The organism is Bacillus cereus group sp. RP37 (assembly GCF_040459695.1).
In the GTDB taxonomy this organism is placed as follows: domain Bacteria; phylum Bacillota; class Bacilli; order Bacillales; family Bacillaceae_G; genus Bacillus_A.
In genome coordinates this window covers 2,200,657-2,227,208 of sequence record NZ_JARVHP010000001.1, presented here as the reverse complement: position 1 = coordinate 2,227,208, position 26,552 = coordinate 2,200,657, and the positions used below count along the sequence as shown (strand labels likewise).

Below are 26,552 nucleotides of genomic sequence, written 5' to 3'. Positions count from 1 at the left end.
TAAAAATTATTTTTGGTACCAGCCATTAATAACCATTTCGGCTTCTTTACTATGTATTTGATACGCATGTGTACTATCATTAGAGCCAATAAACCAAATTGAAAAACCTTTAAAATACGGTTTCGGTTCTAATACATCACGGTAAGCGCGCCATCCGTTTAATTGTACGTCTTTTGAAAACACATTTGAAACATCTGGATTCCACGGATTTTGTAGTCCAAGTTCACGCGCTGGAACGTTAAACCCACCAAAATAAACTGGCTTTCCTGTTGCTTTATGTAATTGTTCCAATTGCTGAACAACGTTTTGCCCACGATTATATACTGTCGTCGCATATAAACTTTTCTTCACTTCTTCGTATGTTGGATTTCTATTTCCTGAAACTTCAAACCAACTATCGATACTAACAATGTCTACCTTCTTTAAATACGGACGGTTTATTTTCTCTACAAACTTCGCTTCATGAGATGGATCCCAATTTGCTGTTAACCACCAATTCATTTGATACAAAATATTTCCTTTATACTGCTGGCGGACGAAATCAATCGTATCGCTCCAATATCCTTCTGCATATTCCATATTAACGAAATTAGAAGCAATCTTGAGCCCGTACACATTGTATTTACTTGTAATGGAATGAAAGATTTCTTGTAGAATTACCGTTTTCCAATTCCAGAAGAAATCATTAATATTACTTGGATTCCATTCTGTTTCCCCAACATTTCCTTGCTGAATATATGGGAACGGTTCCACAATAACTTGAATATTACGCTTTAATAATTCTTGAATTAAAATAATCGCCTGTTGCTTTTGCTCTTGATTAATTACCATGTTCGTAGAAGTCACGTTCGGAATATCTACCTGAATCGGTACATTTACTGTATTTAAATTTAAGCGCTCTACATCAGCTAACACTTTCGCCACATTTCCAACTTCCCATACCGTTACGTTTCCTGATTTTATTTTTCCAGATTGAACAGTATTTACATCTGCCTGTACATTTCCTTGAAAACAAAAAGAAAGCAACATAATAAACACTCCTAAAAAACTTATTAAACTCTTATTTTTCTTCACAACTTTCCCCCTATAATTTTTGGCATTCTTGCTTATTCTATACAATGTTTCACATATATTCCATAAAAAAAGGGGGGGATTTTCATCCATAAAAATGCTATTCATCCTTTATTCAACCCTTATTCATACTAACCTCCTAAAAATAGTAAGGTAAATAAAAAAGGAGCGTATTTCCGCTCCTTTTTTTCCCTTATATGATTGAATTTATTGACTTCCTTCAGGTAACTTAATTGGATCAAATTTATCATATGAATCAATTTTTATGCTCACAACTGTATCCAATTTTTCTTTATCCGCACTAGATTTCTTATCTGTATTACGTTCACTCAGTTTTATAGCTGTGCGCATCTCTTCAAATTTATAATCTTTCGTTATTATATATTCAACAGTTAACGCATCCATATTAAATCCTTCCGTTAATTTTTTCATATCTCCATTAATTTTCTGTAATGTATCTACTGCTTCTTTCCCCTTTAAGTCAAGTGTAAGTTTATATGTATCTCCATCCTTCTTTGCTTTCATTTTTTTAGCTAAAGCTTCCGGTAAATCTAACTCATTAAGTAAATTTTTACTTACCATTACGTCATCAACATTAAATTGATCATTTGGTATCGTAACTAACTCTCCTGTATTAGGATCTTTCACTTGAACAGCGACCTTTCCATCTACTTCGTACGTTATAATATCTGTTCCACTTATTTTCATTTCTGCTCTAGAATTCTTTCGTTTCGGCTCCATTTGAATGTTCATTTTAATCTCTTCTGATTGGCTGTTCCCCTTCATTGACATAAGAGACGTTAATGTGAGAAATTCCTCTTGTTTTAATTTATCACCTGCTTTTTTAAAAATATCTTTCGCTACTAATTCTTTTTCTTTTTGTACAGATACTGGTTTTGTAACATTCGTTTTCTCACTACTACAACCACTTGTCAAACCTACTATTAACGCCAAACTAGATGCTATAATCATTTTCTTCACAATGATCCTCCCCATTCCCTCTTAAAAATAATTACACTTCATATATAGTAAATGAAATGAATTAATACAAAAACAGATACCATACTTATTTAACTTCTAAACTAAACCAGTTATTCAATCCATATATTAACGTAACTAATGCTCCTATAACACCAAAAACAACAATATTTATACCAATTGACGAACCAAATAAAACAGCCATCATTGACACCACCAGTAATAGCATGGCAATACTATTTATCTTAATTTCTACTACATCGCCATCCTTTACTTTCTTTTCTTTACTTCCAAAAAAGAATTGTTTCACTTTTATATTTGCTTCATCTAACTCGCAAGGAAGCGTATATTCTTCGTTATTTTCAAGTTTCATTACTACTTCATTATCTACCTTTACAGCGACTCTTGCTGCTCCTCCCATCATTCCGGTTGCCCTTATTACTTTAATACTCATGCTAAATCCCCCCCTGTTTCAACACCTTGTAACTCTATTTTCCCAAGTAACTCTTCATATTTTTGCATCTCTTCTTGCGCATTATTCCAGCTCTCACCATAAATATGAGTTAACTTTCTTGACGTTATTTCAATAATAAAAGAGCTATCTCCATTTTGAAGTAATACATACGTTCTTGTATCTTCTTTATATATTTTCATAGGAGTTGCTTTTTTTAACTTCTCCCCGGCTGGCTGTCCTACTTTTTCTAACATAACCGGTACATAACTTTTCTCTATAGCTCCCTCGATTGTACTTCCATTCCAATCACCTTTTCTTAATACGTATAATACAGTTACTACTTCTAACTTATCGAATGATTCTTTTGTATCTTTGAGAGCTTTATCTTGTTGCTCCACAATAATATCCTTCGTTTCTTGGCTAATTTTCGGTGTCGTATGCGTCGCATTTGTATTATTTAAGTTATACAATTTCCCAACTTTAAATATAAAGGAGATCGATAAAACGATAATTAAACAAATATACCATTTATTATATTTAGGTGATTCAATATCTGAATATGATTGAATCTTTTTATGTTCAGCTGATGATAAAGCGGGCTCTTTCACTGCCGCAGCAACCTCTTGCTGCCCCTCATACACAGTTCCTTTACTCCAAAACCCTTCTAATTGTGCTTCCAGTTCCTCTTTTGATAGTTTCGCAGTCGGAATAGTAGTAGCCTCTTCTTTTTTAACTGTACTCTCCATATTGGAAATTTCACGATTTCGAATGATTTTATTTCTTTTCACATTGTATTCAGCATCAAAGGGGGTTCCTAATCCTACTTCTTTATGAATCCGTCCTTTTATAATAGATGAAATGCTATACATCATAAAAATAACTATATACACGGAACCGGCATACCAACCTGTTAAATATACAGGGAGGATTATCCAACCTAAAAGGCTTAAAATAACTAAAATATAATGCAATTTAAGATTCCTCTTACTTGCAAACGAAAATATTTTACAAAACTTAGAAAAAACATTCCAAAATGTATACGTAAAACTTGCCATAAAAGCACAATACTTGTTTTTCGTTCCGATTGTATCTCTATAAATTTTGTAGGCACCTTCATGATTCGGCTCTAATCGTATTGCAGTTTCAGCTAGCATTCTTGCTTTTTTAAAATTCCCTTTTTCTCTTGCTACATTTGCAAAAGAGACTAGATTTGTTACATTTTCCGGATTCAGCTCTAAAGCACGTTTTTCCGCCTTTATACCCTCTTCTATTCGTTTCGGATAATAACTCAAAAGAATAAAAGCATATCTTCCTACATACATATCATTTTCAGGTTCTAATTCTATCGCTTTGTTATAGTAAGTAATACCTTTATTTAGCGATTCGATATGTATTTTTGCCTCGCCCACATAAAAGTAATATACGCCTTCTTCCGGATAATTTTTTATCCCTATTTCTGCTATCTCTTTTAATCTCTCAAAATTTTCTTGCGCATAAAAAATATCTAGTGCTGTTAACAAAACATTTTCATCTAAGTGATCTATTTTTAGTGCTTCTTCTAAATATTTACTCGCTTCATCAATTTGACGAAAACCAAAGTAGTACACATGACTTAAACAAATATAACCAGTAGCATCTTCTGGATCTTCTTTAATCATCCATTCCGCTTCTTCTTTTGCGAGCTCAACATCACCAAGCTTCAATAAGTGCGAAATTCTCCTAAGTTGCTCTTCCATCTATTCCTTTCCCCCAATCTAATATCATTTACTTCAATTGGTGTTCTTCCATATACTCTAATACTTTGTCAAAATCTTTATTTACATCACTAAACGTTGCATAATTTTTTGCGGTTGAGAACCAGTCTAAAGTTGTCGGTTGTCGCTTTTTCATTGCTGTTAATAAATCTTCATTAGATAAGGGTTGTAACTGTCCTGTTTCAAATGAACGCTGAATAGCTTCATTAATAGCATCTTCCACTAAATACGTTAAATCGGCCCCTGAAAAATGCTCTGCATACTTCGAAACAAAATCTAACTGCAATTCCATTCTCGGTTTATCCTTTGTTTTCAACTCTAGTATTGTCAGTCTTTCCTCGTTATTTGGTGGTGCCACAAAAACAAGTGAATTAAAACGGCCTGGTCGTCGTAACGCTGGATCAATATACCATGGTGTATTTGTTGCCCCAATTATATAAACACCTTCATTAAAAGAATTGCTTCCGTCCATCTCCACTAGCAATTGATTAACTAGCGTTCTTTGATGATGAGCGCCCATCTTCTGTCTATTCCCCCCATATGCGTCTAATTCATCTATAAATAAAATACAAGGCTTTGTTTTTCTTGCCTCTTCGAACACTTCATGTAAATTTTTCTCTGCTTCTCCTGACCACATCGAGAGTATTACTTGCAGCTCTAAATGAATAAAATTAGCATTTATCTCGCCTGCAACTGCTCGCGCTAAAAATGTCTTACCACATCCAGGTGGCCCATAAAATAATAAACTGCCTCCTACTTTCTTACCAAAAGCCTGAAAATACTCCGGATTCTTAATCGGCATAATAAAGTCCATATTGATTTTCTTTTTAATATCTTCCATTCCGCCAACATCATCAAAAGTTATTTTACTCTCTTCCACTTCAACCATTTGATTTTTTTCTCTATCAAAAGAAATCACTTTAATTTTCTCACGATATTTCTCCATGTCGTTCATTCTTGTATTTATCCCCCTATAAAACCCTTTAATTTAGAATACATGTATCCCTATTGCTATAAAACCTTAAACAAAATATTCCAAAAAAAATTATAACAAAGTTCTACAGATTTTTTTGTCAAATTTTGTCACATGACAAAAAAGAGACCCTTACCTATAGTAAGAGCCTCTTCTAACATTATTTCGGCTGTAAAGTTAACACTTTCCCTTCTATCCCATTCGTATTCAATGTAGTCGTATGATACGTTCCATTTACCCAATCATCTATTTGATCATGATACCAATCACTTCTAAAATGTCCTGATTGTCCTGGCCCTACGATATGATAACCGTTTGACATATCTTTCGTATCAATCACGAATCGCCAAGATGCACCGTGGTTTACAATACCGTTATCTCCGTAACTCGCTGCTTGAACGGTAACTTGACTTCCGCCAATTGGAACTGGTTTTTCACGATTAAATGCAAGTAGTGCTAACATACTAGATGATTTTGAAATTGGATGTGTAAAAGCAAGCTGATGGTAGTCGCCCCACTTCCACTCCGCAACATCGGGTCCATATTCCTTCTGTAATTTCTTCATTACATTCTCGTACGATGTATGCACAACTTTCGTGAAACCTCCGTACTTCGTAAACCAAGCGCTATTTTCTCCCGCTACTTCTTTTCGAATCAATTCGTCAACAACTTGTGACTTCCCTTCAAATAACTCCATCACATCTTTCGGTATTTCTTTTGAAAATAACGTATTTGAGATCTCTTTCATTAACAAATGGAATAGTAATGGTGCCGCTTCATCTTTACTATCGTAAAAATTCCACTTTGTTAATTGTTTTACGCCTTCTTTCTCTACTTCATTTAAAGATGCTTTATTTAACTCTTTTAAAAATATAGGAGCAAACTCTTTCCCATATAAATTTTTTTGATCCATCTGTAAATTTTCTAAATCTTTCACCGTATACTTTTCCTTCTCTTGTAAAAACTCTTGAATACGCATTTGCCTATATGGCTGCGCCCATGTATTACTAATATGGTACGGATAATTATCATCAACAATTTTATTATTCGCAGTTGAAATAAACCCTTGTTTTGGATTTATTACTTTTGGAAGCTGATCAAACGGGATATACCCTTCCCATTCATATTCATCTGTCCATCCCGGCACTGGTAAACTACCATCTCCTTTTTTACGCACTGGTATATTTCCATTCGCTTTATAAGCAATTGTGCCGTCGTTTGATGCAAACACAAAGTTTTGAGTTGGTGTATGAAAATCTTGAAGTGCAGTTTCAAACTCATTCCAATCTTTCGCCTTATTCATATTTAATACAGCCTTTAATTCAGCGGACGGTTCCAAAGCAGTCCATTTCAAAGCGAATACTGTTTTCGTTTTCTCTTTCCCTTTATCCGCAAACTCTGAAATAACTGGCCCATGCCTCGTAACCGTAACGTTATACGGAATTGTTTTCCCGCCTTTTACTTTAATAGATTCATCAACAACGGTAGCTTTTTCCCACTTATCGTTATACAGAAATTCATTTTCATTATTAGGATTTCGCTTCTCAATATATAAATCTTGCACATCAGGACCTGTATTCGTAACGCCCCATGCTATTTTGTCATTGTGTCCTAATATAACGCCTGGTACTCCAGCGAAAATAACGCCACTCACATGCAAATCTTTCATTTCAAGTTTTGATTGATACCAAATAGAAGGCGTCGCAAGAGATAAATGAGGATCATCTGCTAAAATTGGCTTACCAGACGTACTCTTCTCACCGCTTATAACCCAGTTATTACTTCCATTAAACTCTGGTGGAATGATCGTTTTTGCAAATCTTTGTGCTACATTCACATTTGTATTTTCCAGTTCAGCTAGCAATCTAGGCGCATCTTTCGGATATGTAGGAAATAGCTCATTTGCTTGCTCTTTCGGTAGATTTTTCAGCGCCCAATATCGAAACGCCTGTCCGTGCCAATGTCCTCCTAAATCAAACGCCATATACTTTCCAATCGTCAAAGAATCCACGATTGACCATTCAGCAGGCTCATAGCCTAATACAGTAAACTCAACTGGCAATTTCTTTTCCTCTTTTGCCTCGCGTATAAAAGCGTTCACCCCATCAGCAAATGACTGCAGGGCATACTTCGCGTCTCCTTCATATTGACTAACAGACGCTTCTGCCGCGCGCCGTAAACCGAGCGTTCGAAACAACTTATCTCGATCAACTGCTGCTTCCCCTACAACTTCACTCAACATCCCAGAAGCTTGCCTCCTACTTAAATCCATTTGAAACAAACGATCTTGCGCTTGTACATACCCTTGCGAAAAATATAAATCATGTGCATTTTCCGCTTTAATATGCGGTACCCCTTTACTATCCCGCTTTACCTGAACAGCATGTTGTAAATCCTCTAGCTTAATCGTTCCATCTATCTTTGGCACAGATCTAAGCGTATATATGTTCAAAAAAATCGCTATACAAATAACTAACAAAAGAACGATGCTACTAGACCAAATAAAAATTTTCTTCCCTCTAGTTCGTTTCTTCTTTATGACGACTTCCATATAACCCCTCCTTTCTCAAACAATTCGCTTCTATTTAAGGAAGAACCTTTTAGAAAAGTTGAAAAACCCATACTTTCTCATACTATGGATCATACAAACTACATACATCTCCCTTTTGTACACCTTCCTTTCCCTCAAGGAAATCTACTTGCCCTTTCTTACACCAATTCCTCAAAATCCCCTTCACATAAGCCAGCGTTCTCTTATTCTGTTCAAACGCAATTTTAAGTGCCTCTAGTACTGTCTCTCCTGAAACTATTTGTATCCATTCCTTCAATTCCTTCACGATATATGGAGATAGATTACTTATATGTCGTTCGTAAAACTTATAAACTTCACTATGCGACGTATCTTCTTCTATCTCTTCCTCCTCAGCAACTTCTTGTAAACTACTATTATCCTCTTCTTTCGGCATACCAAAATGCTGCAATAACAATGGAATCTTCCATTCTTCTTCAAGACATGTACGTAAAAACATATGTATGAATTCTTTACTTTTTACAGTCTTTAGCTCACGTAACACACACTTCTCTACATTCGTATTTAAAATAGGGTTATAATGTAGCCAATTTATTATGTATAACTCTTTCGTTTCTGCATCGTATAAAATCTTTCCATATTCAACAAACCTATTTAACAGCTTTTCAACAGTTTCCATACTGTAACCTGTTTCCAGTTCTGCTAAACGTTTCGGTAATATGTAAATTCCACATTGCTTCGTTTTCGTACCAGTTAACAAATATATGTAAAAATAACGCTCCTCTGGCGTTAAATCTAATATGAATTCATCTTGCCAAAAGTTCACCTGCACATTACGGTACACGGCCATATGTTTACCTCCCCCTTGCAATCATAAAGTGAAACTTTAATCAGTGGGGTTTTGTTCCTCCCCCACTGATTATTAGTTGAACCAATCGGGCTTTTACGGGCAGTTGATCCCCCACCTAAGTTCTTTGCTTTTGCTGAATTTTGAGGTGGGGATCTTACTACCCGTTAATGCGGGATAAAAAGGCAGATTTTAATCCTTCAATATATAAATAAGACTGAGGGCTTAGTTTTTGCATTTGAATTCAAAATTTTTTTAACTACTACAACGACGGTTTTATTTTCTCGCGCCTTTTGTTCTTGTAGTTGTTTTTGTTTTGTATTGTTTTTTCTTAGTGATTTATTACTTGGTAGGTGCTTATAAGGGGCTTGGAAGGGGCTTAATAGTGGCTAATATAAAAAGGAGCTGTTCCATTTGAATAGCTCCTTTAAAATCCTTATTACTTTTTCTTGTACCAGTACCAACTACTACATACAATTCATTTATTTCTGCATAGAGTCTAACATCTTCACTAAAAAGGCAGCTGCTTCACCACGAGTTGTTGTACCTTTAGGGTTAAACTCATTATTTCCAACACCTGTTACTACCTGTAAACTGTATAATCGTTGAACAGGCTGTTTGTATGTGATCAAATGTTGATCTGTAAATGGTAATGCGACTAATTCACCTGTAACGCCTTTATACTGTAATGCCTTGTCAATCATAACCGATGCTTCTTCACGAGTGATTGGGGCATTCGGGTCAAAAATACCCCCACCACGACCGCTAATAATTCCTGCACTTGCACTACGTTTCATACCATTATGAAGTGACGGATGCGCTTTGTTAATATCTACAAATGACTTATTTCCTTCTGGTAGCTTTAGAGCATTTGAGATTAATGTCGCAAACTCAGCTCTTGTTATATTTCGATAAGGCGCAAATACACCATTACCTTCCCCATGCATAATTCCTAGGCTGTTCAGCTTACGAATATGCCCTTCAAACCATTTACCTGTAATATCATCTTTTGGTTTTTGTACTTCTTTATTTGGCACATTGTAGTTTATCTTAATCCAGCTTGGGTTATAGAAAATCCACTCATCGTTACCTACTTTATACCAACCGTTTTTAACCGCTAACACTTTGTAACGGTCTCCTTTTGAAGCTTTACGAACGGTACGATGTTCCAGTCCTGCACCACTACGTACGTTTATACCGTCACCATTCACTACAAGTTCCATGTTAGGTTCAGCTGGATTATATTCATTTGAATCAAATAGCTCGTTTCTTTCTTGTAAAGGCGAATCAATTTGTGCGTTAACATTTGCATACCATTGAACACCTTGTACAAAGCCAGTCCAATTTCCACGAGAAATTAAAATATCAGGACAGTTTTTACCGCTCCATTGTTGGTGCCTGTAGATATGGTCTGCACTAATTCCTTCTTTGTTCATTAAATAACCTGCAAGTCGCTTTGCATTCTCTAATGCTTTATTGTAATCTCCATCTTGGTTAACTGAAATTTCGATACCGATAGACTCTCTATTTCCTGAGCCATCCCCATCTCCTGCATGCCAACCGTTTTCGTTTGTTGGTAAGTGCTGATAGATTTGTTTATCGTCTACAGTAAAATGCCATGAAGCTGTTCGGAACGTACCTTCCGTTGCTTGTTTATACAAATATTTCGCATGATTTTCAGCATTCGCACCGCGAGCTGTGTTTGCAGTCTCGTGAATTGTAATATATCGTGCTTTCATCGGATTAGCAGGGCGAATATCAGGGTTTTCTGCTGGAACAATCCACTCTACAAACGGTACACCTGCAAGTGTTCCATATTTCTTTGTAGTCATCGATGCACTATACTGAATAGCTCTTGGCTTTTCAACCGGCTTCATCTCGCGAGTAGAACCATCATTTCGACCGTCTACATGTTCAAATGCCTTTTCAATATTTGAAATCGCTTCTTCATCCGCTACTTGACCTTTTTTCGCTTCTTTCATTTTATTTAGTTCTTCTGTTTCAGAATGTTTATGCTTATATTCTTCCAAAAGTATTTTCTCGTTTTCTGATACTTCCGCTTCGTTAATTTGCATGTGATCTGGAGTTTCTAGATTGAAATCAGAATAACTTAATCCGTTCGTTCCACGTTCCCCTTGTGCGATACGAAGTTGATCAGTTTTACTCTCTTCTGCTGATATCGCTATAGGTGCGCTCCCTAACATTACTAAACTTGTTGATAGTGCAATTACTCTTTTTTTTATGATTGTATTCATTGCTGTAATCGATATCTACACTGTTCGTGCAGTATCTCAACCTCCCTTTATATTCTCATTAGTGAAAAACTATGAATCTACTATGTACTTTTAACAAAACTTTCATCACCTATGTATATTCACCCTTTTATACATACTTTCATTTTATCCCCAGCAGGTGAATGATAGTTTCTATAAAATTCCTTAACAGACATTATTTTATAACCAATTGCAATTGTCGTCAAAAGCACTTATCCCCCTTACACGCCACTGCTTCTCAAAAAATAGATTAGGATACCTTTTACTCATTTTCTTCAACTAGAAGGACCTTTACGTTTTTTCATAACTACTATGTATCTATTAATTAGATCCTGATTTAATGTAATTTCTCTATTTGAAAATACTTACATTTTTCAATTTTCCACTATAATATAGTTATCATCTTTTTACATTGAAAGGAGTTTTTATATGGAAGAAATTGCTCATATTTTACTCACTAATATTGATACATGAAATGAAGAAAACCAAAAAATTGTAAAGAAACTAGCTAGTAAGTTAAAATCTTTTGCTCATGCACCACTACATAAAAATCACTGCTGTTGAAATATTAAAACAAACAGTACGAGTTTATGAGATAATACGTTAAAGGGGATGAACGAATTGTTAGATACGATAGTTTATGATAAAGCCAAGTACCATTATCAAGGTGATTTTCCTGAGGACTTACCAATCGATCAAGCTTTTGTACATACTGGCATGTTTTTAGGATGGATAATTGAACGTAATTTATGTAGTCAAGAATTTGAAGAAGAGTCTCAAGACGAAATCAACCAGTTTAAACTTAGACAAATGACTAGCACAGAAATTTATATGAACTGGGATGGCGTTTTAGCAGACGACATGTTAAATGATGAGGGGAACCAATTCACAATGTACTACTTTAACCATGACGAGGACTGGAAATATATAAATGATTACAGTAATGTTTTTATAGATGAAGGCGAAACCCTCTACCATGTGCAAGATACTTGGGACAACTATTTTAAATTAAAAGAAGTTATTGATAATAGCTATAATTTTTGGAAAGACAACTTACAAAATAAATAAGTATAAAAAGTCGATTTCTTATGTTAATAAGGAATCGACTTTCTTAATAGTAAACTTAAATATTTTTTCATTCTAGCCTCTATTACAAATTCCCTTTAACGTTTTCGACAATCTCGTTTATCGTATTTCGATCAAACTTATCACTAATTTCGTATGTATCACGATCTCTTACTAATTGCACCCCTACGATATCGTTGCGATCCTTACCATATTGCACTTCTATAATAGACCCACGCTCTATTTGCTTCCAAACGAGACCTGCTTCATCTTTATTATCTAAAATAATACAGTCCGCAATATTTTCATCAATCCCTACTAACTTGTTGTCATCTATAAACCCAACCTCGTATTGTTGACGTTCTTTCGCTTTACTGCTTACTAATATACCTTTGCTACCATATGAGTAATCCATATAATCCTTTTTCTCAGATTGTACCGCTTTCGTCTCTTGTACTTTAGTCTTTTCAGCAGTTCCACAACCTGTAATAAGAACGATTGGTATAACTACAGTTAATACTAGTCTCGTAAATTTCTTTATCATTTGTAACCAATCCCATATATTTAATGTGAAACTCCATTTATTACTTTATTAAAGAATTGCATGATACTAAGTAGACAAAACCAAAGATAACATATTATTTACATACTCACACTTTAATTAAGGACCAGGCCATTTAAACCTAGTCCTACTTAACTTTATCTTTGCTTCACATACTGAATTGTATTGAATGAAGTCTCATTAAATAATCGCAAGTTTTCTCCATCATAATCTTGAACTTTATATGCTATTTTCTTTTTTTGAATTGTATCTTCTACACCGTCTACTAAACGTTTATTGAGATGTAAATAGATTGTAAAAGCTTCCTTATCATATTCCCAAGTTCCTTCAATATAATTCTTTTTATTTGGATACTCACCTTTACCATACGTTTCAAATGTCTTATCACCTTTTAGAATAAGTGACATAATGAAACCGTCTGTTCCTTTGAATCCCCAATTACCGATTAATTCCGTACCATCTTTCACATTCTTCATAACGTTATCTGTATTAATTCCAGCATTCTTATCTAACTCTTTCAAATCTTTCATAGATACTGTACCGTCACCGATTTTAATATCCCTTTCAAGATCTTTGAATGCCTTAAGCCAGTAAATATCTCCTTCTTTCACTAACTTTTCGGATTTCTCGATTAACTCTTTATCAGTCTTATCGCCTTTTTCTCTTTTTTCTTTTCGGGTGAATACTTCATTTATTAAAGAAAAAGACTCTCTAAAATAACCAATTGCTTTTTCAAAATCCTTTTGTTGATTTACATACTCTGCAGGGGGATCTATCGACTCGAATTTATCTAACATTTTATTTAATTCTTTCACACTATCTACTACATCTGATTTCTTTTTCTTACCGTCAAAAACCTCTCTTGTAATATTGTTATGCTCCGCAAACAACTTATCAAACTCTACCCCTAATGTATACACTTTATTAGGATAGTCTTCCTTTGAAACCTTTTCTTTCTTACTATTAGACTTCGATTCTTTTACTTTAGACTCTTCCGTTTTCTCCTGTTTAGAAGTGTTCGTTTTCTCAGACACTCCACAACCAAATAACAACATGACCGGAACTGCTACCCCTAGTAGTTTCTTTGCATTCATGACTGATTTCCCCTTTTACTTGAATAAATTACTCTTACTATAGCCATCCTCTTTTTTATCTTGTAATTAAAGTTACAATCGCAATAACTCCTAGAATCGGTCCCCAATATTCCATTTTTATAAAAAATAGTGAGTGTTTTTTGTTAAACATAACTTTTTCACCAGTTTCAGCATCTATATAAACTTTCCCATCTGGTTTATTAATATATTTACCCAAATACCAAGACATAACCCCTGATATAATAAACATTACCGCCATTGGCCAACTATGGTCTTGAAAATATGTAGCGTCTCCCGTTATAGATCCAAAGATAACCTTACCTAAAAGAGCATTAATAATTACAATAATTGCGACTAAAAAACCCCAACCAGACCAAATAATCATCTATTTCTCCTCCTAGAACATACAACTTTGTACTTTATTTTAATTTGAACTGCAAACGAAAACGTTCAAAAAACCGAATATTCAGACGTAAACAATTATATTTAGCCTACATTCGATTCTAACTTTAATGTTCTAAATGCAAATGAACCAGACATAATTTGTAATATTGTTGGAATAAGTAAAAAGAATAATGACATAAATAACATAACTATAGGAATCACAATCATACAAACTCCATAAACTTTATTATTAACCTTGTTTACTAAACACGATAAAATAAGCAACCCTATTTGAACCGTTAAAATAATAGAGTAATAAGCTAAAAGTTCGTAATCAAAACCTTCCATAATATTGAACGCTACAACTATTAATAGTATGGAAATAATCATTCCCAAAATGCCACCAATTAAACCTAGTACGAATTCAGGCGTTCTTTTCAATACAATCCTCCTTTTATGAGCTACTAACAACTTGTATATTTTTCCCATTCACCATCATACCAAATATTCATTGGAAAAACTATACAAATGTATTTTTTATTCTACTGTAATTTGCTCGTAACTATAGATAACTTATAACAGTTACAAAATCAAATCCTTCAAAATCACTAACCGAATTGTCATACTGAAAATTATAAATTAAAACAATAGAATTATAGGATTTCTTTACTTTAACTACTTCCTTAATTCGAGATAGTATTTTATCATCATATGAACATCCCGTTAATAACATAGAAATGTCATCACTTGCTTCTTCTAACACTTCCTTTTCAATAAAATCCTCATCTACATCAATCATCTCTATATTAAAATCAACAAGAAATCTTGCTGGTATAGCGTCTCCTTCTTCATCATACGTAACATCCATATATGTATCCAATTGATCTTGCGTTTTTATATTACCTAACCATATTGAAACCATTCCGTGTACTTCCATTGTAGTTCTCCTTTATTTTTTATCTTGCAGAACCAATTTTAAAACTCATGATTTTTATAAAAACCATTTCTACTTTCCTTTCAGTCAAATAGGATTATTCGGAAATTCGTTATCATACTTAATAATTAGCGCTTTATCATTTTTATCAATTGGTACTTCACCTAAGTATTTATGTTTCCAAATAATCATTTGATCACTAAAACTATATTCTGTATCGAACCAATTTGTATAATCGAAATGCATGTTAAATTTCCCACTATGTTCAAGAGACATTGTAAAGGAATACCAAAGTTCTTGGTGGTTATCTTTGAAAACATTTCTTAATTCATCACTCAATTCAAATAACTTTCTTCTATTCCTTCTAAATTCTATTTTATCAACAGCAAAGTAAAACGGGATTTTCACACTATAATTAAAATCTTCTCTATCTTCAAGTGTATTATAGTAAAAGTAAGTTCCCCCTCCAGTTTCTGATATTTGAGCGTAAAAATAAAATTTCTCCCACTCTGCTGGAATCATTTCATTAACCGTTTCCGCTATCTCTCTATATAATCGATTCAGTTTTTTTTCCAATTGAATTCCCCCTATTTGATTTTCATCGTCCACTTTTTCTATATTATACCATCCTTTTAATTAGCTCTTTATTTACAATAAAGCGTAATGTAGTTCATCCAAAAATCAAATCAAGTTTCGATAGCTTTAGAAAGTAGACATACCTCTTGAATACAATTAGTATTAACATGAGAAATATGAAAGACTTAAAAAGGCTTTTATATGAAGGAAGGAAGTGCACAACTATGGATTTTAAAACAGTTATGCAAGAACTTGAATCTTTAGGTAAGGAACGAACGAAAAAAATATACATATCTAACGGTGCGCACGATCCAGTTTTTGGCGTAGCTACAGGTGCTATGAAACCAATCGCTAAAAAAATAAAATTAAATCAAGAGCTAGCTGAAGAGCTTTATGCCACAGGCAACTACGATGCTATGTACTTTGCAGGTATTATCGCAGATCCAAAAGCTATGAGTGAATCTGATTTTAATCGTTGGATGGATGGGGCGTATTTTTATATGCTATCTGATTATGTAGTAGCAGTAACTTTATCGGAGTCAAATATTGCACAAGATGTTGCTGATCAATGGATTGCAAGTGGGGACGAGCTTAGAATGTCTGCGGGCTGGAGTTGCTACTGCTGGCTTTTAGGAAATCGTAAAGACAATGAATTTTCCGAAAGTAAAATTTCCGATATGCTTGAAATGGTGAAAAATACGATCCATGATTCGCCAGAACGAACAAAATCTGCTATGAATAATTTCCTAAACACCGTGGCAATTTCATATGTACCACTACACGAAAAAGCAGTCGAGACTGCAAAAGAAGTTGGTATAGTTGAAGTCAAACGTGCTAATAAAAAAAGCAGTTTGTTACATGCTTCCGAAAGTATTCAGAAAGAACTTGATAGAGGCAGACTTGGTTTCAAACGTAAGTATGTAAGATGTTAAACAGATTCGTACCTGGGTGTCAATTCGAGAAAGATTGACACCTTTTTCATTCAGGTTATATATATATCCCCTAACTTATATTAAAAAATAATATCCTGATAACCTACTTTCATTACCTTTTCATTTAATAAACGAACTCCTACACCATTTTCTATATCCCACGTACAATTAAATGTAATTCCAACCTCTCGTCCTTCCGTAATATCTGCATACGGAACAACAATACCATCTAAACTGATCATCTCTAGTATTTGATCAGTTGTTTCAACTAATGGATAATTTTCTTGCACTCTAATATCATATCCTAATTCACATCGCCTTTGTTTGTAATAGTCTAATATAGACTGTAATAAACTTATTTGTACCTCTTCCCAATTTTTTATTAATGATTGATACGCTACATACTGCTCTTCATCAAACATCCCATCTTCTTCACCATCTATCATCAAATCAATCTCAGTTACATTGCCTATAAAAGTTATAGGCATACACTTAGCCCAAGCATAATTATATTCAATCTCTCCAAAAACTGAATCGTTCACTCTCATTTATCCATCATTCCTCTCACACTTATTACTAAGGTATCCCTACCTATTGTTAACTTCCATCAACACTTAACACTTGAAATACTCTTTCAAAAACACATAAAACGTTGGCCAACTCTCCTTTAATTCTCCATTTAAAAGTAATTCATCTCCACCTTCAAAATTTACTGAGTAAACTTTATCAGTTACACTATCAAGTACCAATGCAGCATTCGCTGTCATTTCCGTTAAAACTAAATACTTATTAGGAAATCCTAGTTCCTGTCGAGCAATAATTGTGTAGTATTCAATATTATTCTCTTCATCTATAATATCAAGTAATTCATAAGGAACGTGCTCGTCCCAAAATGGTCCTGCAAATCGATGATAAAACTCTCTAAATGTATTAGACACTTCTACACCTAACCTATTTATTACTTCATTCACCTGATCTTTATCTTCCCGTTTATATATATCTTCTTCCGAAACTTCTTCTAAACAATTTGGCAAAGCTTGCATTCGTATCCCTCCTTTATAAGGTTTATCCATGTATTTATGAAATAAATTAGCAGCTCCGTACAAACTACCTGTATGGCATAGAACCAATAAATGTAACCTCTAAACCATCAAACATATCTTCGCTTTTCGCTTCATTATATTTAAAATCATAAAGAACAATAGCAAAGTTAATATCGCTCGCTAAACTATCTCCATTTATTAGCTTTTTTATTTTAGGAATAATTCGTTCACTATAAGAAAAATCACTTAAAATATGTTCAACGTCCCTTTTATTATTCTCATAAAAACAAATTTCAATATTATCTTCATCATAATAACCGAATTCAAAGCTCGTCCCAAACTTTGAATGAATTGAATCACCATCTATCGTGTAATCTATATCGACATACTCTTCAAGATTTTGGAGTGATTTAGAAATTCCAAACCAAACTGAAACCATTCCACTATATTCCATTTCCCCACCCCATCTAGCCGTTCTATAATTCATATAAACATTATTTTTGTAATCTCAAACTAGAAATCAGCTCATTTAAACTATTCGAAACCTCTATAAAGTGAAACTTTAATCAGCCCTCACCAATCGGACTTTTACGGGCAGCCCGACCCCCACCTAACTTCTTTTCTTCCGCTGAATTTTGAGGTGGGGATCTTACTGCCCGTTAATGCGGGATAAACAACCCACGTTTGAATTCCTCCAATTGAGCCTTCCACTTACATTATTTATAACAACTAGTGAACCATTTCCTTCTACTCCTATAGGAATCGTATATAGTCCCTTAATAACTCGTGATTAAGTCTTCGCCCTCATATCTAGGGTCTTTCTCAACTTTACCATCTTTTGTTTTGATGACTTTTAGTCTACCTAGCCACTCTGCTCCGTTATATGTCTCTTCACTTACCCATACATTATGCTTTTTACCATCTACCTCAACTACTAATGTGGGGTGTGTAAACATGAATTCCTTCTCTACATGCCTACCTACAATTTCTGCATGTAATGATGTACCTTCTTCAACTAATTTACTATTTTGATACCCTTCGATAATAGGTAATCCAATAAATACAAAGAATATCAGTCCAAATACGATTACTTTCTTCTTTGTACTCCATTTATTCTTTTCTTTCAATTCCTTCTGTCTCGCTTCTCTTTCTTCGCGTTCATCCAAACTCTCATTTAAAGCATCTTCCCATGCCTTAATTTCCGCTTCGATTTCTGCTTCAGCTCTTGCTAGTTTTTCTAGTTGTTCATCGGTTGCTACCATCTCATATGAGTTATCTCCAACCACACGAATTTCAGCACCATTTTCTTTTACTTTCCGCAAGTCTTTTTCTGTACAATCAAACTCTCGAATGATTTCCCCTTGTGTGTTTACAAGTCTAACGTAAATGTTTTTTTTCTCCTTCTTCTTAAACATCTGAACTCCCCCTTATTTGTTTCCTATCATAGATAACCCTACTGCAATTAAGAGAAAGAAAACGATAATAAGGAAAGTCTTCCCTTTGCTTACTTGTGTTGTAGAACCTTCCAAGACAGCCCATATAAGAATTGGGAAAAGAAGAATACCTAAGAGAATATCAACCAACTTGTTGCTACTCTTCTTTAGTGGTTTTTCTTCTTCTACTATCGGTTTTATCCGAACAGCTTCTTTTCTTATTTGTTTCGGCTTCTTTTTCTTGCGTCTATGATTCACCCAACATACCCCTTTTAGAATAACTTTTTACAACTATAAAAATACCGGAATATCCCCTTTTCACTTCCACTTATTCATATAAACTCTCAATTTCAATACACCAAAAAGAACCCTTTTCCATACACTTATCATCAATTTTTTTCAATTCTTCCTTCAACCAACTTATTGTACACCCCGGTATATTATTATCAATAAAGGCATCCTCACCATTTATCTCTACTGCCTTATCAATCATTTTTGAATATACTAATAAACATGCTGCAAATTGTTGTATAGAAGAATTCATAAACACTTCTTTATACGCATCACTATTATTTAGAAATACTATTTTTTCTTGTTTTTCAATTATACAAATTGGATCTCCAGAACTAATTGTTCCTAAATACCAATATTTTCGAAACTCTTCTGGCATATGAAATACATTTGTAACAGACCTTACGAAAGACTGAGATGAAGTAAACTCTAAATATGGTGACGGTGTTTCTGGTAAGCCTCCTATAGACAAAAATCGTTTCACTTCATCTGAAAAGTTTTTGTTTATTAATTCTTTTTCAGGAAATGTAATGAGTGGCCCATCTTTATTAACATCCCATTTCTCTCGAAAATCCTCTGGTAGTATCATTTTTTCACCTTCTTGATGTGTTTATATCTTTTAATATTTAATTGGGCTACTAGATGTATTTTTATTTTTTTCCACACTAAAAATACCATCTAGTATTATCTACACTTATTCACTAAAACTCCCTAGTTCCTCTGTCCAAAAACATCCTTCCGTTAAAGCAGCTGCATCAATTTTTCGAAGTGCACTAGAAATCCACTCCACCAAACCTTTAGGTATATTTTTTTCAATATAAGCCTTTCTTCCATTGGCAGCCTTTACTTCTTTTATAAATTCCACATAGACAAGTAAAGATTCTGCAAACTTCTCTATCGTACTATTTATAAGAACGACTTTATTTTCATTGTCATAATCTATATATACGAGTTGAGATTTAGATTCATCAATACAGATTGGATTTCCACTACCAGTAAATCCAAAGTATATAAACTTATCATACATCGTACCTAATTCATTATGTATCTCGCTCAACTTTATCCCACCACCGTTATCTGCAGATTCAAATGTAAGAAATGGAGGAGCAGACTCCGGAAAACCTGCTTTAATTAAAAAGTATTTCGTTTCTTTCGAGAAGGAAAACGAGTGAATGATTTTTTCATTATAATGAATTAAACCGTATATTTCTTCATTCCAATTCACTAAAAAATCTTGTGGTGAGATCATTTTATCCTCCTGCATATCATATTATTATCTCTGCTCCATTTTTAAATTACTTATCAACTCAACTAGGGAATTAGAAAGAAACTCTTTTTCTTCTGTTTCAAAGTTTTCTATTAATACTTCTCCTGTTTCATTGTCAAAAATGATAGCCCTATCTTCCGGAGAGACAAATCCTATCTGTATATACCTAAATTCTCTCCCTTCACTCTCCTCATACCGTTTCATTATTTGAATAAATTCTACTATAGATTTATTCGGTTCCACAGGTTCAAGGACAACTAATTTTGTACCGTAAAAGCCTTGTATGTCTAAGAACCAATAAGAATTAAAGTATTCTTTTATCGCATCGTGAATATTTACACTCAGTTCTTTCTCAATTTCTATAAAATTATCTATCTTATTTTTCTCAAGAGGTTTCCAATATACATATCCTTCTTCATCTGGATTACTTAAATATAATAAAGGATCCACTTCTGCATCCCACGGTACTTTAGGATACGTTCCATATTTTTTCTCCCATACATTCATAAGTGCTTTAAAATACCGATCTAACGCTTTTTTTATTTCCATGTTTTCCCCTTCCCACTAACACCTAATAAGATTTCATTTCCTACTGAATTATTAATAAATGAAAAATAATTGGATTTCATATCCCACCTTCATACTAATAATAAAGTTATATAGCGATTCTTATTACTTTTTCACTACAAATCTCTTCAATTGATCCTGCCTTATTTACACGTATTCTCTCGATTAAAGTCAAATGCTGCTTCAACACCATTTTTTAGTAATTTTTGTAATAACGTATCTAATCCTGCTTCGAAATAACATTGGATTTCTTCTTTATATAACGGTAATAAGGTATGAAAATAAACCGGCCAGTCACCCTCTATTCTTTTACCATCTTCACGAAATTCCATTTTGAATGCCTCTGAACACTGTGGAATTGGTGGCACAATCATAACACCAGAAAATTCCGTCTCTTTACTATATGGGTGAATTGACGCATTGTAATCTCCCTTACCTTCATCTAATTGATTCGGAAATATAAGCCATTGCCCTAATCCATATTCCCTTGCCATTTCTCCAAATTCTTGTAAAAGACGCAAAGGCCAACTGTATTTCGAACTCGCCAAAGCGGTTACTGAAACATCCCAATCCTTCGGCAGATGCATGACAAGTTCTGCATAACCACTATCTACACTTGATGGAGCTGGCATACGGAAATAGCTATTCCGATATGTTACTACTGTATGGTAATCAACTATTTTATTTGGTCCAACATCATATAATTCTACATCGGTAATCCTTTTTGTATTTGCTTCTATATGATTCGTAATCAGTCCATAATGCAGCTGAATATGTGACTTAAAATCTTCTATTGACGTTGGGCGTATCATTGGATTATTTTCTATTTTTTGTTCATCATTTTTCTCATCAGATTCCCATACTAATTCAAACTCAAATCCTTTTAGTTCACTTTTTGCAACTCTCTCTTTAAATTCGTTTGATACGAAAGTTTGTACAGATACAATCGGAAAATCCCCATATTTATGCTTTGTATTCAATGCACAAAAAATATGCTCCCCCCTAATTTTCTCTGTAATAAAAGCGAATTTATCAAATCCACCGAAATCATCAGGGTCCGCATTCTCATAATCAATACAATCTAATACATTTAATACATGTATTGCATAACATTCATATCGTTCATGAACAAGTGGAAGAATTTCAACTTTCCTTTTAATTAAATCAAGTACTACTTCTATCGCTTTTTTTGTAAAAACAAGTGGTATTTCACTTAATAAATCTGATGGTTCCCCCTCATTTAAAAGTTTCATTTGCAGTGGATCCCATTTATCAATTACTGATTGACCTTGACAAGCATTATCAACGATTTCTTGTCCTTCCTCATTCTCACACTCTAATTGATCAAAATTAGAATTGCTAATAATTTTCCATATTTTCATTATACTCCGCCTTTTACTCTATATAAAATACGCATTTTCCCTGCCAACAACCATTTCTCATCTATTTTATCCTTTAATGCTTTTTATCGTCCACTGCTTATATGTATTTTTCATCCCACTATCTGCTTTACTATTTCCTTTTTACGATTTAACTTCTTCTAATCATGTAACTTATTTAAAAACTCCGTAAAATTATTAGCAATATAGAATACATTTTCTCTCGCTACTTCCTCTGCTTCCTTAGCCGTAATCCCTTCGCTTTCCATCAATGTTTCCTTTTCCCATGCTCCCTCATGTTCCCAAAAGACGACAATTGGATCTTCTTCATGATTTTTATAATCAAAGCAAATTAAATTTCCTGCTGGATCAAATGCGAAAGGAAATAATTCTTTAGGTAATGTATCGATAAAGTCACTATATACATCAACTATATATTCATCACTATTTTCATTAAAAGATAATAAAGTACCGAAAATTCTTTCGTGATTATTCACATTAAATAATTCTGGTTCTACATTGGCACCATTATTTACAGCTACACATTTTATATAATCAATTGGAAATTTAAAACCTATTTTATTACTAATCTCTCTCACAAGATCTTCATTTACAGCTTCATCAGCAAATTGCCATTCTACTTTTCTCACCAAGTTCCATCACCCCATGGTTATTTACTCTTAAGTAATTTTACAAACTGTCCTATATGTTACCAATAATATATTGTAATTTTTATATCAACGGATTATCTTCTCGTTTAGAGCATCGGTTGATGAATGCTAATTCCTCTTTTGTCGGTGCAACTTTTTTGCTAATTACATCCCCATGTTTATCCCATTCTGTATAATGTAAGCAAATGCCAAACTTAAATTCCCCTTCATATTTGAGTACTTCGCATTCATACCATTTTTTCCGTATCCCTCTTGTCTGTCCTTTTATCATGTAATCCGTAGTTTTCACTTTTCCGCTCTGATAAAACTTAACATAATTCCCTTCTTTAAAACCATCCCTATAGTAACAATAATACGCTAGGGTGCCATTGTCATATAACTCATATGCTAAACCAGTAAAAGGTTTCCCATTCTTTTCTTCTGGCTTATCTAGCACTTCATCACTGGATGAGGTAAACCATAGTTCCTCATCAAAATTTATTCCATGCTCTAATACGTATTTTTTACTTAGTACATCCATCTTATTCTCCAATTTTATTCACCTCTAAACAACAATCAAAGCTTTCCGTTATAGTAAAAATCACTCCTTAACAGAGTGCCATAGAATGGTTTTATATTCATCACATATATCGTTTTCTTATACGACTACATGTCCATAAAAATACTTTTTACCAATCTTCCATTCTTTCTCTGTTAGAACATCGATATATGAAATCAACTCTCTATTTTTTTCATCTGTTATTATCGTATCGTATTGAATTGGACATTTGATTCCACTCCAAATTGATAAAACGGAAGGTATAGTAACAACATTATAAGTAGTTCTATCTCTTAAAGAACTCATAACTTCCGAAACTAACTCCTTTGCCAAATCTCCAGGAAAAGATAGTCTATTACGATAATAATATTCTTGCGTATCGTTATTTTCGATAAAACCAAAATAAGCTTCATTAAATTCTTCTAACGGTACTTCATAATACTCGTCCTCCATTCCAAGCATCCATGAAAGTTCATTTCTTATAGCTTTTTCAACAAAGGTATCTTCCCACTCTTCTAGTAACGCTAAAAGATATGGTACTACATGATATGAAAGAGTTTCACCAGCACTTACTACAAAATTATGAACTCCATCCTCTGAAGCACTTGAAAGGAATTTCAAATTATTCGTTTCTAATAAATCATCGTGAGTAGCTACTGAACAAAATAGTCTAGTGCATAAATGTAAAACAAGCCCATTTCGAGTACTATTCATAAGTTCAATTAGTAATCCCTTAACGGAGAAATCACCTAACTTTAATAATTCGTTAATTAAAATAAAGCATTCTGTCTCTGTTACACTATCCCTTAAGTTAGACTTAAGAGTTTTAATTGTATGATTAGAAACTTCTCCATACCAAATATCTTTTTTTAAATGTTCTAAATCCATCATTCTCCCGCCTTTTATTGCTGCTTACATTTATACGAACCATTTCATATGAATAATATTATTAATCATGTAACTTATTTAAAAACTCCGTAAAATTATTAGCAATATAGAATACATTTTCTCTCGCTACTTCCTCTGCTTCCTTAGCCGTAATCCCTTCGCTTTCCATCAATGTTTTCTTTTCCCATGCCCCCTCATGTTCCCAAAAGACGACAATTGGATCTTCCTCATGATTTTTATAATCAAAGCAAATTAAATTTCCTGCTGGGTCAAATGCGAATGGCACCAATGCATTTGGTAGAGTAGATATATACTGATTATATACTTTAACGATATATTCACTACTATCCACATCATAAGAAAGTAAAGTTCCAAATACCTTTGTTATTGTGTCTATTTCAAATTTATAAGGTAACACAGCTGAACCATTATTATTTGTAGCACATTCTACATAGTCACATGGAAATATGTAGCCTATCTCTTTTCCCACATTGTTTATATATTCTGCTGAAACTGGCTCATCCGGTACTGGCCATGTTAAGTCATTTCTCATTTAACTTCACCTCCTAACAAATCACATCACGTTTATCCGAAATAACTTATTGCATCATCTGAACTTTTATGCAAATTCAAGTCTAATTACGACCTCGCTTCTTTTAACTTTCCAAATACTTCTTCCAGGCGACATTAGGAGAATAGGTTACAACCATCCGACTTTCATGAAATCTTGGTATAGCTATTACTTGAGCTGGTTCCAAATGATTCATTACAGATAACCAACTATCGAGTAACGTATCAATATGTGCTTCTAATGGATTTTGTAAAAGGTCTATACTCAGCCCGCCCCAATTCAATTCCGATACAACCCCCGGGCTATTTAACAATAGTTTCTTATCAAAAGCTTCTAAAATATAACTACTAAAATATGTTCTAGCTCCTACCCCCAAAGGACCGTTAGGAAGAAACCTGACTGGTATAGGTAGCGAAGATATATTCATTTTCATATGTAAACTCTCACGTTCCGTATTCCACGGATAATTTGCTTTCCAAAAAATATGCGCCACTCCAAAACTTGGCTTTGCGATTTCTGCGATTTGATCAGATAACTCAAAAAAAGCACACCACAATTTTTTAGGTATCGATTTATGAAACTCAAACTCCAAATATGAGCGACGATTCAATTTAATTTTAAAACTTCCTCTATAAATTACCGATTTATCGCGATACAAATGAACTTCAGATACCCTTTGCTCCAAAATTACTTTTTCTATGATTTCCTGGCGATTATATTCTACCTGCACCGTTTCACAGTTTCCCCAATGAGTAGGAGCGAATTTTTCATTTGACTCAAACACATCTAAAAGACGATTTAATATCTCTTCTTCGTTAAATGCTACAGTCGGATACATTGCGATTGTAAAATAATTCGGTTTCATTTTACTACTCCTTTTATTTGCTTTATCACAGCCAAATAAGTTTAAATCCCTTTCCCACTATTAATCACGTAACTTATTTAAAAACTCCGTAAAATGATTAGCCACAAAAAATACATGTTCTCTCGCTACTTCCTCTGCTTCCTTAGCCGTAATCCCTTCGCTTTCCATCAATGTTTCCTTTTCCCACGTCCCCTCATGTTCCCAAAAGACGACAATTGGATCTTCCTCATGATTTTTATAATCAAAGCAAATTAAATTTCCTGCTGGATCAAATGCAAATGGCACCAATGCAATCGGTAATGTGTCATTGTAGTCATTGAATACCTCAATAATATTTTCATCATCATCCATATCATAAGTTAGTAATGTACCAAAAACTTTTCTCTTCCCCTCAACTTCAAATACTTCTGGGCTAACATGTGCTCCGTTATTCTTCATTACACATTCTATATAATCTAAAGGAAAATGAATGCCCAACTCTTTTTCAACATTCTTTACATTTTCTCGCAATAAAGGCTTATCTGGTGATCTCCATTCTACTTTATTCATCTCCTACCACCCCACTGAATCTCCTCAAGTCTTTTTTTCATTTATATTTGTTCGCGCCATAAA

At 33.8% G+C, this 26,552-nt stretch carries 31 protein-coding genes; 2 read left to right on the top strand and 29 right to left on the bottom strand.

Going from position 1 to position 26,552, the window contains the following annotated elements:
* Positions 1–6: 6 nt before the first annotated feature.
* From QCI44_RS11915 to QCI44_RS11880, 8 genes are all read right to left on the bottom strand, one after another.
* Positions 7–1,074, bottom strand: coding sequence for a glycoside hydrolase family 113 (locus QCI44_RS11915; protein WP_353811147.1), 1,068 nt, complete (start codon positions 1,072–1,074; stop codon positions 7–9).
* Positions 1,075–1,278: 204 nt separating this feature from the next.
* Positions 1,279–2,052: a DUF6612 family protein gene (locus QCI44_RS11910; protein ID WP_098506108.1), complete on the bottom strand. Its 774-nt coding sequence runs from the start codon at positions 2,050–2,052 to the stop codon at positions 1,279–1,281.
* An 85-nt stretch (positions 2,053–2,137) separates the two neighbouring features.
* The gene (locus tag QCI44_RS11905) at positions 2,138–2,503 is read right to left on the bottom strand and encodes a hypothetical protein (protein WP_016087180.1); all 366 of its coding nucleotides are present in this window, start codon (positions 2,501–2,503) and stop codon (positions 2,138–2,140) included.
* Complete coding sequence (locus QCI44_RS11900) at positions 2,500–4,239, bottom strand: tetratricopeptide repeat protein (protein WP_353811146.1); 1,740 nt, start codon at positions 4,237–4,239, stop codon at positions 2,500–2,502. Before QCI44_RS11900 ends, QCI44_RS11905 begins: the two co-directional genes overlap by 4 nt.
* A gap of 28 nt (positions 4,240–4,267) precedes the next feature.
* Positions 4,268–5,212, bottom strand: coding sequence for an ATP-binding protein (locus QCI44_RS11895; protein ID WP_016134917.1), 945 nt, complete (start codon positions 5,210–5,212; stop codon positions 4,268–4,270).
* A 178-nt stretch (positions 5,213–5,390) separates the two neighbouring features.
* The gene (locus QCI44_RS11890) at positions 5,391–7,781 is read right to left on the bottom strand and encodes a penicillin acylase family protein (RefSeq protein ID WP_353811145.1); all 2,391 of its coding nucleotides are present in this window, start codon (positions 7,779–7,781) and stop codon (positions 5,391–5,393) included.
* Between the two features lie 82 nt (positions 7,782–7,863).
* Positions 7,864–8,610, bottom strand: coding sequence for a DnaD domain-containing protein (locus QCI44_RS11885; protein ID WP_353811144.1), 747 nt, complete (start codon positions 8,608–8,610; stop codon positions 7,864–7,866).
* Positions 8,611–9,089: 479 nt separating this feature from the next.
* Positions 9,090–10,862: an S-layer homology domain-containing protein gene (locus QCI44_RS11880; RefSeq protein ID WP_353811143.1), complete on the bottom strand. Its 1,773-nt coding sequence runs from the start codon at positions 10,860–10,862 to the stop codon at positions 9,090–9,092.
* A 639-nt stretch (positions 10,863–11,501) separates the two neighbouring features.
* Between QCI44_RS11880 and QCI44_RS11875 the strand changes: the two genes are divergently transcribed.
* Entirely contained in the window at positions 11,502–11,948 is a 447-nt protein-coding gene (locus tag QCI44_RS11875) for a DUF7832 domain-containing protein (protein WP_016087173.1), read from the top strand.
* 82 nt (positions 11,949–12,030) lie between these two features.
* On the opposite strand, the gene QCI44_RS11870 is transcribed toward QCI44_RS11875, so the two are convergent.
* The 6 genes from QCI44_RS11870 to QCI44_RS11845 all read right to left on the bottom strand — a co-directional run bounded on the left by QCI44_RS11870 (position 12,031) and on the right by QCI44_RS11845 (position 15,495).
* Entirely contained in the window at positions 12,031–12,489 is a 459-nt protein-coding gene (locus tag QCI44_RS11870; RefSeq protein ID WP_016134921.1) for a hypothetical protein, read from the bottom strand.
* A 155-nt stretch (positions 12,490–12,644) separates the two neighbouring features.
* Positions 12,645–13,601, bottom strand: a complete 957-nt coding sequence (locus tag QCI44_RS11865; protein ID WP_016134922.1) for a DUF3994 domain-containing protein — start codon at positions 13,599–13,601, stop codon at positions 12,645–12,647.
* Positions 13,602–13,656: 55 nt separating this feature from the next.
* On the bottom strand, positions 13,657–13,986 hold the full coding sequence (locus QCI44_RS11860; protein WP_016087170.1) for a hypothetical protein: 330 nt from the start codon (positions 13,984–13,986) through the stop codon (positions 13,657–13,659).
* 101 nt (positions 13,987–14,087) lie between these two features.
* The gene (locus QCI44_RS11855; protein ID WP_016087169.1) at positions 14,088–14,426 is read right to left on the bottom strand and encodes a DUF4064 domain-containing protein; all 339 of its coding nucleotides are present in this window, start codon (positions 14,424–14,426) and stop codon (positions 14,088–14,090) included.
* Between the two features lie 121 nt (positions 14,427–14,547).
* Entirely contained in the window at positions 14,548–14,922 is a 375-nt protein-coding gene (locus tag QCI44_RS11850; RefSeq protein ID WP_353811142.1) for an immunity 22 family protein, read from the bottom strand.
* 84 nt (positions 14,923–15,006) lie between these two features.
* Entirely contained in the window at positions 15,007–15,495 is a 489-nt protein-coding gene (locus QCI44_RS11845; protein WP_353811141.1) for an antitoxin YezG family protein, read from the bottom strand.
* A gap of 224 nt (positions 15,496–15,719) precedes the next feature.
* Here QCI44_RS11845 and QCI44_RS11840 point away from each other — a divergent pair, with 224 nt between their 5' ends.
* On the top strand, positions 15,720–16,427 hold the full coding sequence (locus tag QCI44_RS11840; RefSeq protein WP_016087165.1) for a DNA alkylation repair protein: 708 nt from the start codon (positions 15,720–15,722) through the stop codon (positions 16,425–16,427).
* 80 nt (positions 16,428–16,507) lie between these two features.
* On the opposite strand, the gene QCI44_RS11835 is transcribed toward QCI44_RS11840, so the two are convergent.
* The 15 genes from QCI44_RS11835 to QCI44_RS11765 all read right to left on the bottom strand — a co-directional run bounded on the left by QCI44_RS11835 (position 16,508) and on the right by QCI44_RS11765 (position 26,489).
* On the bottom strand, positions 16,508–16,975 hold the full coding sequence (locus QCI44_RS11835) for a DUF6985 domain-containing protein (protein ID WP_016087164.1): 468 nt from the start codon (positions 16,973–16,975) through the stop codon (positions 16,508–16,510).
* 66 nt (positions 16,976–17,041) lie between these two features.
* Complete coding sequence (locus QCI44_RS11830) at positions 17,042–17,470, bottom strand: SMI1/KNR4 family protein (RefSeq protein WP_016087163.1); 429 nt, start codon at positions 17,468–17,470, stop codon at positions 17,042–17,044.
* Between the two features lie 64 nt (positions 17,471–17,534).
* A complete protein-coding gene (locus tag QCI44_RS11825) occupies positions 17,535–17,924 on the bottom strand; it encodes an immunity 22 family protein (RefSeq protein ID WP_033659722.1) in 390 nt (129 codons plus the stop codon).
* Between the two features lie 322 nt (positions 17,925–18,246).
* A complete protein-coding gene (locus QCI44_RS11820; protein ID WP_016087161.1) occupies positions 18,247–18,885 on the bottom strand; it encodes a hypothetical protein in 639 nt (212 codons plus the stop codon).
* A gap of 12 nt (positions 18,886–18,897) precedes the next feature.
* Entirely contained in the window at positions 18,898–19,161 is a 264-nt protein-coding gene (locus QCI44_RS11815; protein WP_098986318.1) for a hypothetical protein, read from the bottom strand.
* 70 nt (positions 19,162–19,231) lie between these two features.
* Positions 19,232–19,783 carry an SUKH-4 family immunity protein gene (locus QCI44_RS11810; RefSeq protein ID WP_098986316.1) on the bottom strand — a complete coding sequence of 184 codons (552 nt, stop codon included), beginning with the start codon at positions 19,781–19,783 and terminating at the stop codon, positions 19,232–19,234.
* 105 nt (positions 19,784–19,888) lie between these two features.
* Complete coding sequence (locus QCI44_RS11805; RefSeq protein WP_016087158.1) at positions 19,889–20,443, bottom strand: SUKH-4 family immunity protein; 555 nt, start codon at positions 20,441–20,443, stop codon at positions 19,889–19,891.
* A gap of 24 nt (positions 20,444–20,467) precedes the next feature.
* Complete coding sequence (locus tag QCI44_RS11800; RefSeq protein WP_016087157.1) at positions 20,468–21,010, bottom strand: SecY-interacting protein Syd; 543 nt, start codon at positions 21,008–21,010, stop codon at positions 20,468–20,470.
* Between the two features lie 161 nt (positions 21,011–21,171).
* Positions 21,172–22,410, bottom strand: coding sequence for a suppressor of fused domain protein (locus tag QCI44_RS11795; protein WP_098560902.1), 1,239 nt, complete (start codon positions 22,408–22,410; stop codon positions 21,172–21,174).
* A gap of 158 nt (positions 22,411–22,568) precedes the next feature.
* Positions 22,569–23,057 (bottom strand): SMI1/KNR4 family protein, encoded by a 489-nt coding sequence (locus tag QCI44_RS11790; protein ID WP_098560914.1) that lies wholly within the window; start codon positions 23,055–23,057, stop codon positions 22,569–22,571.
* 82 nt (positions 23,058–23,139) lie between these two features.
* Entirely contained in the window at positions 23,140–23,598 is a 459-nt protein-coding gene (locus QCI44_RS11785; RefSeq protein ID WP_016087153.1) for a toxin-antitoxin system YwqK family antitoxin, read from the bottom strand.
* Between the two features lie 117 nt (positions 23,599–23,715).
* Positions 23,716–24,504, bottom strand: a complete 789-nt coding sequence (imm47, locus tag QCI44_RS11780) for an Imm47 family immunity protein (protein WP_016087152.1) — start codon at positions 24,502–24,504, stop codon at positions 23,716–23,718.
* 61 nt (positions 24,505–24,565) lie between these two features.
* On the bottom strand, positions 24,566–25,057 hold the full coding sequence (locus QCI44_RS11775) for an SMI1/KNR4 family protein (protein ID WP_016134930.1): 492 nt from the start codon (positions 25,055–25,057) through the stop codon (positions 24,566–24,568).
* A 103-nt stretch (positions 25,058–25,160) separates the two neighbouring features.
* Positions 25,161–25,940: a hypothetical protein gene (locus QCI44_RS11770; RefSeq protein WP_016134931.1), complete on the bottom strand. Its 780-nt coding sequence runs from the start codon at positions 25,938–25,940 to the stop codon at positions 25,161–25,163.
* A gap of 60 nt (positions 25,941–26,000) precedes the next feature.
* The gene (locus tag QCI44_RS11765) at positions 26,001–26,489 is read right to left on the bottom strand and encodes an SMI1/KNR4 family protein (RefSeq protein WP_016134932.1); all 489 of its coding nucleotides are present in this window, start codon (positions 26,487–26,489) and stop codon (positions 26,001–26,003) included.
* Positions 26,490–26,552 lie beyond the last annotated feature (63 nt).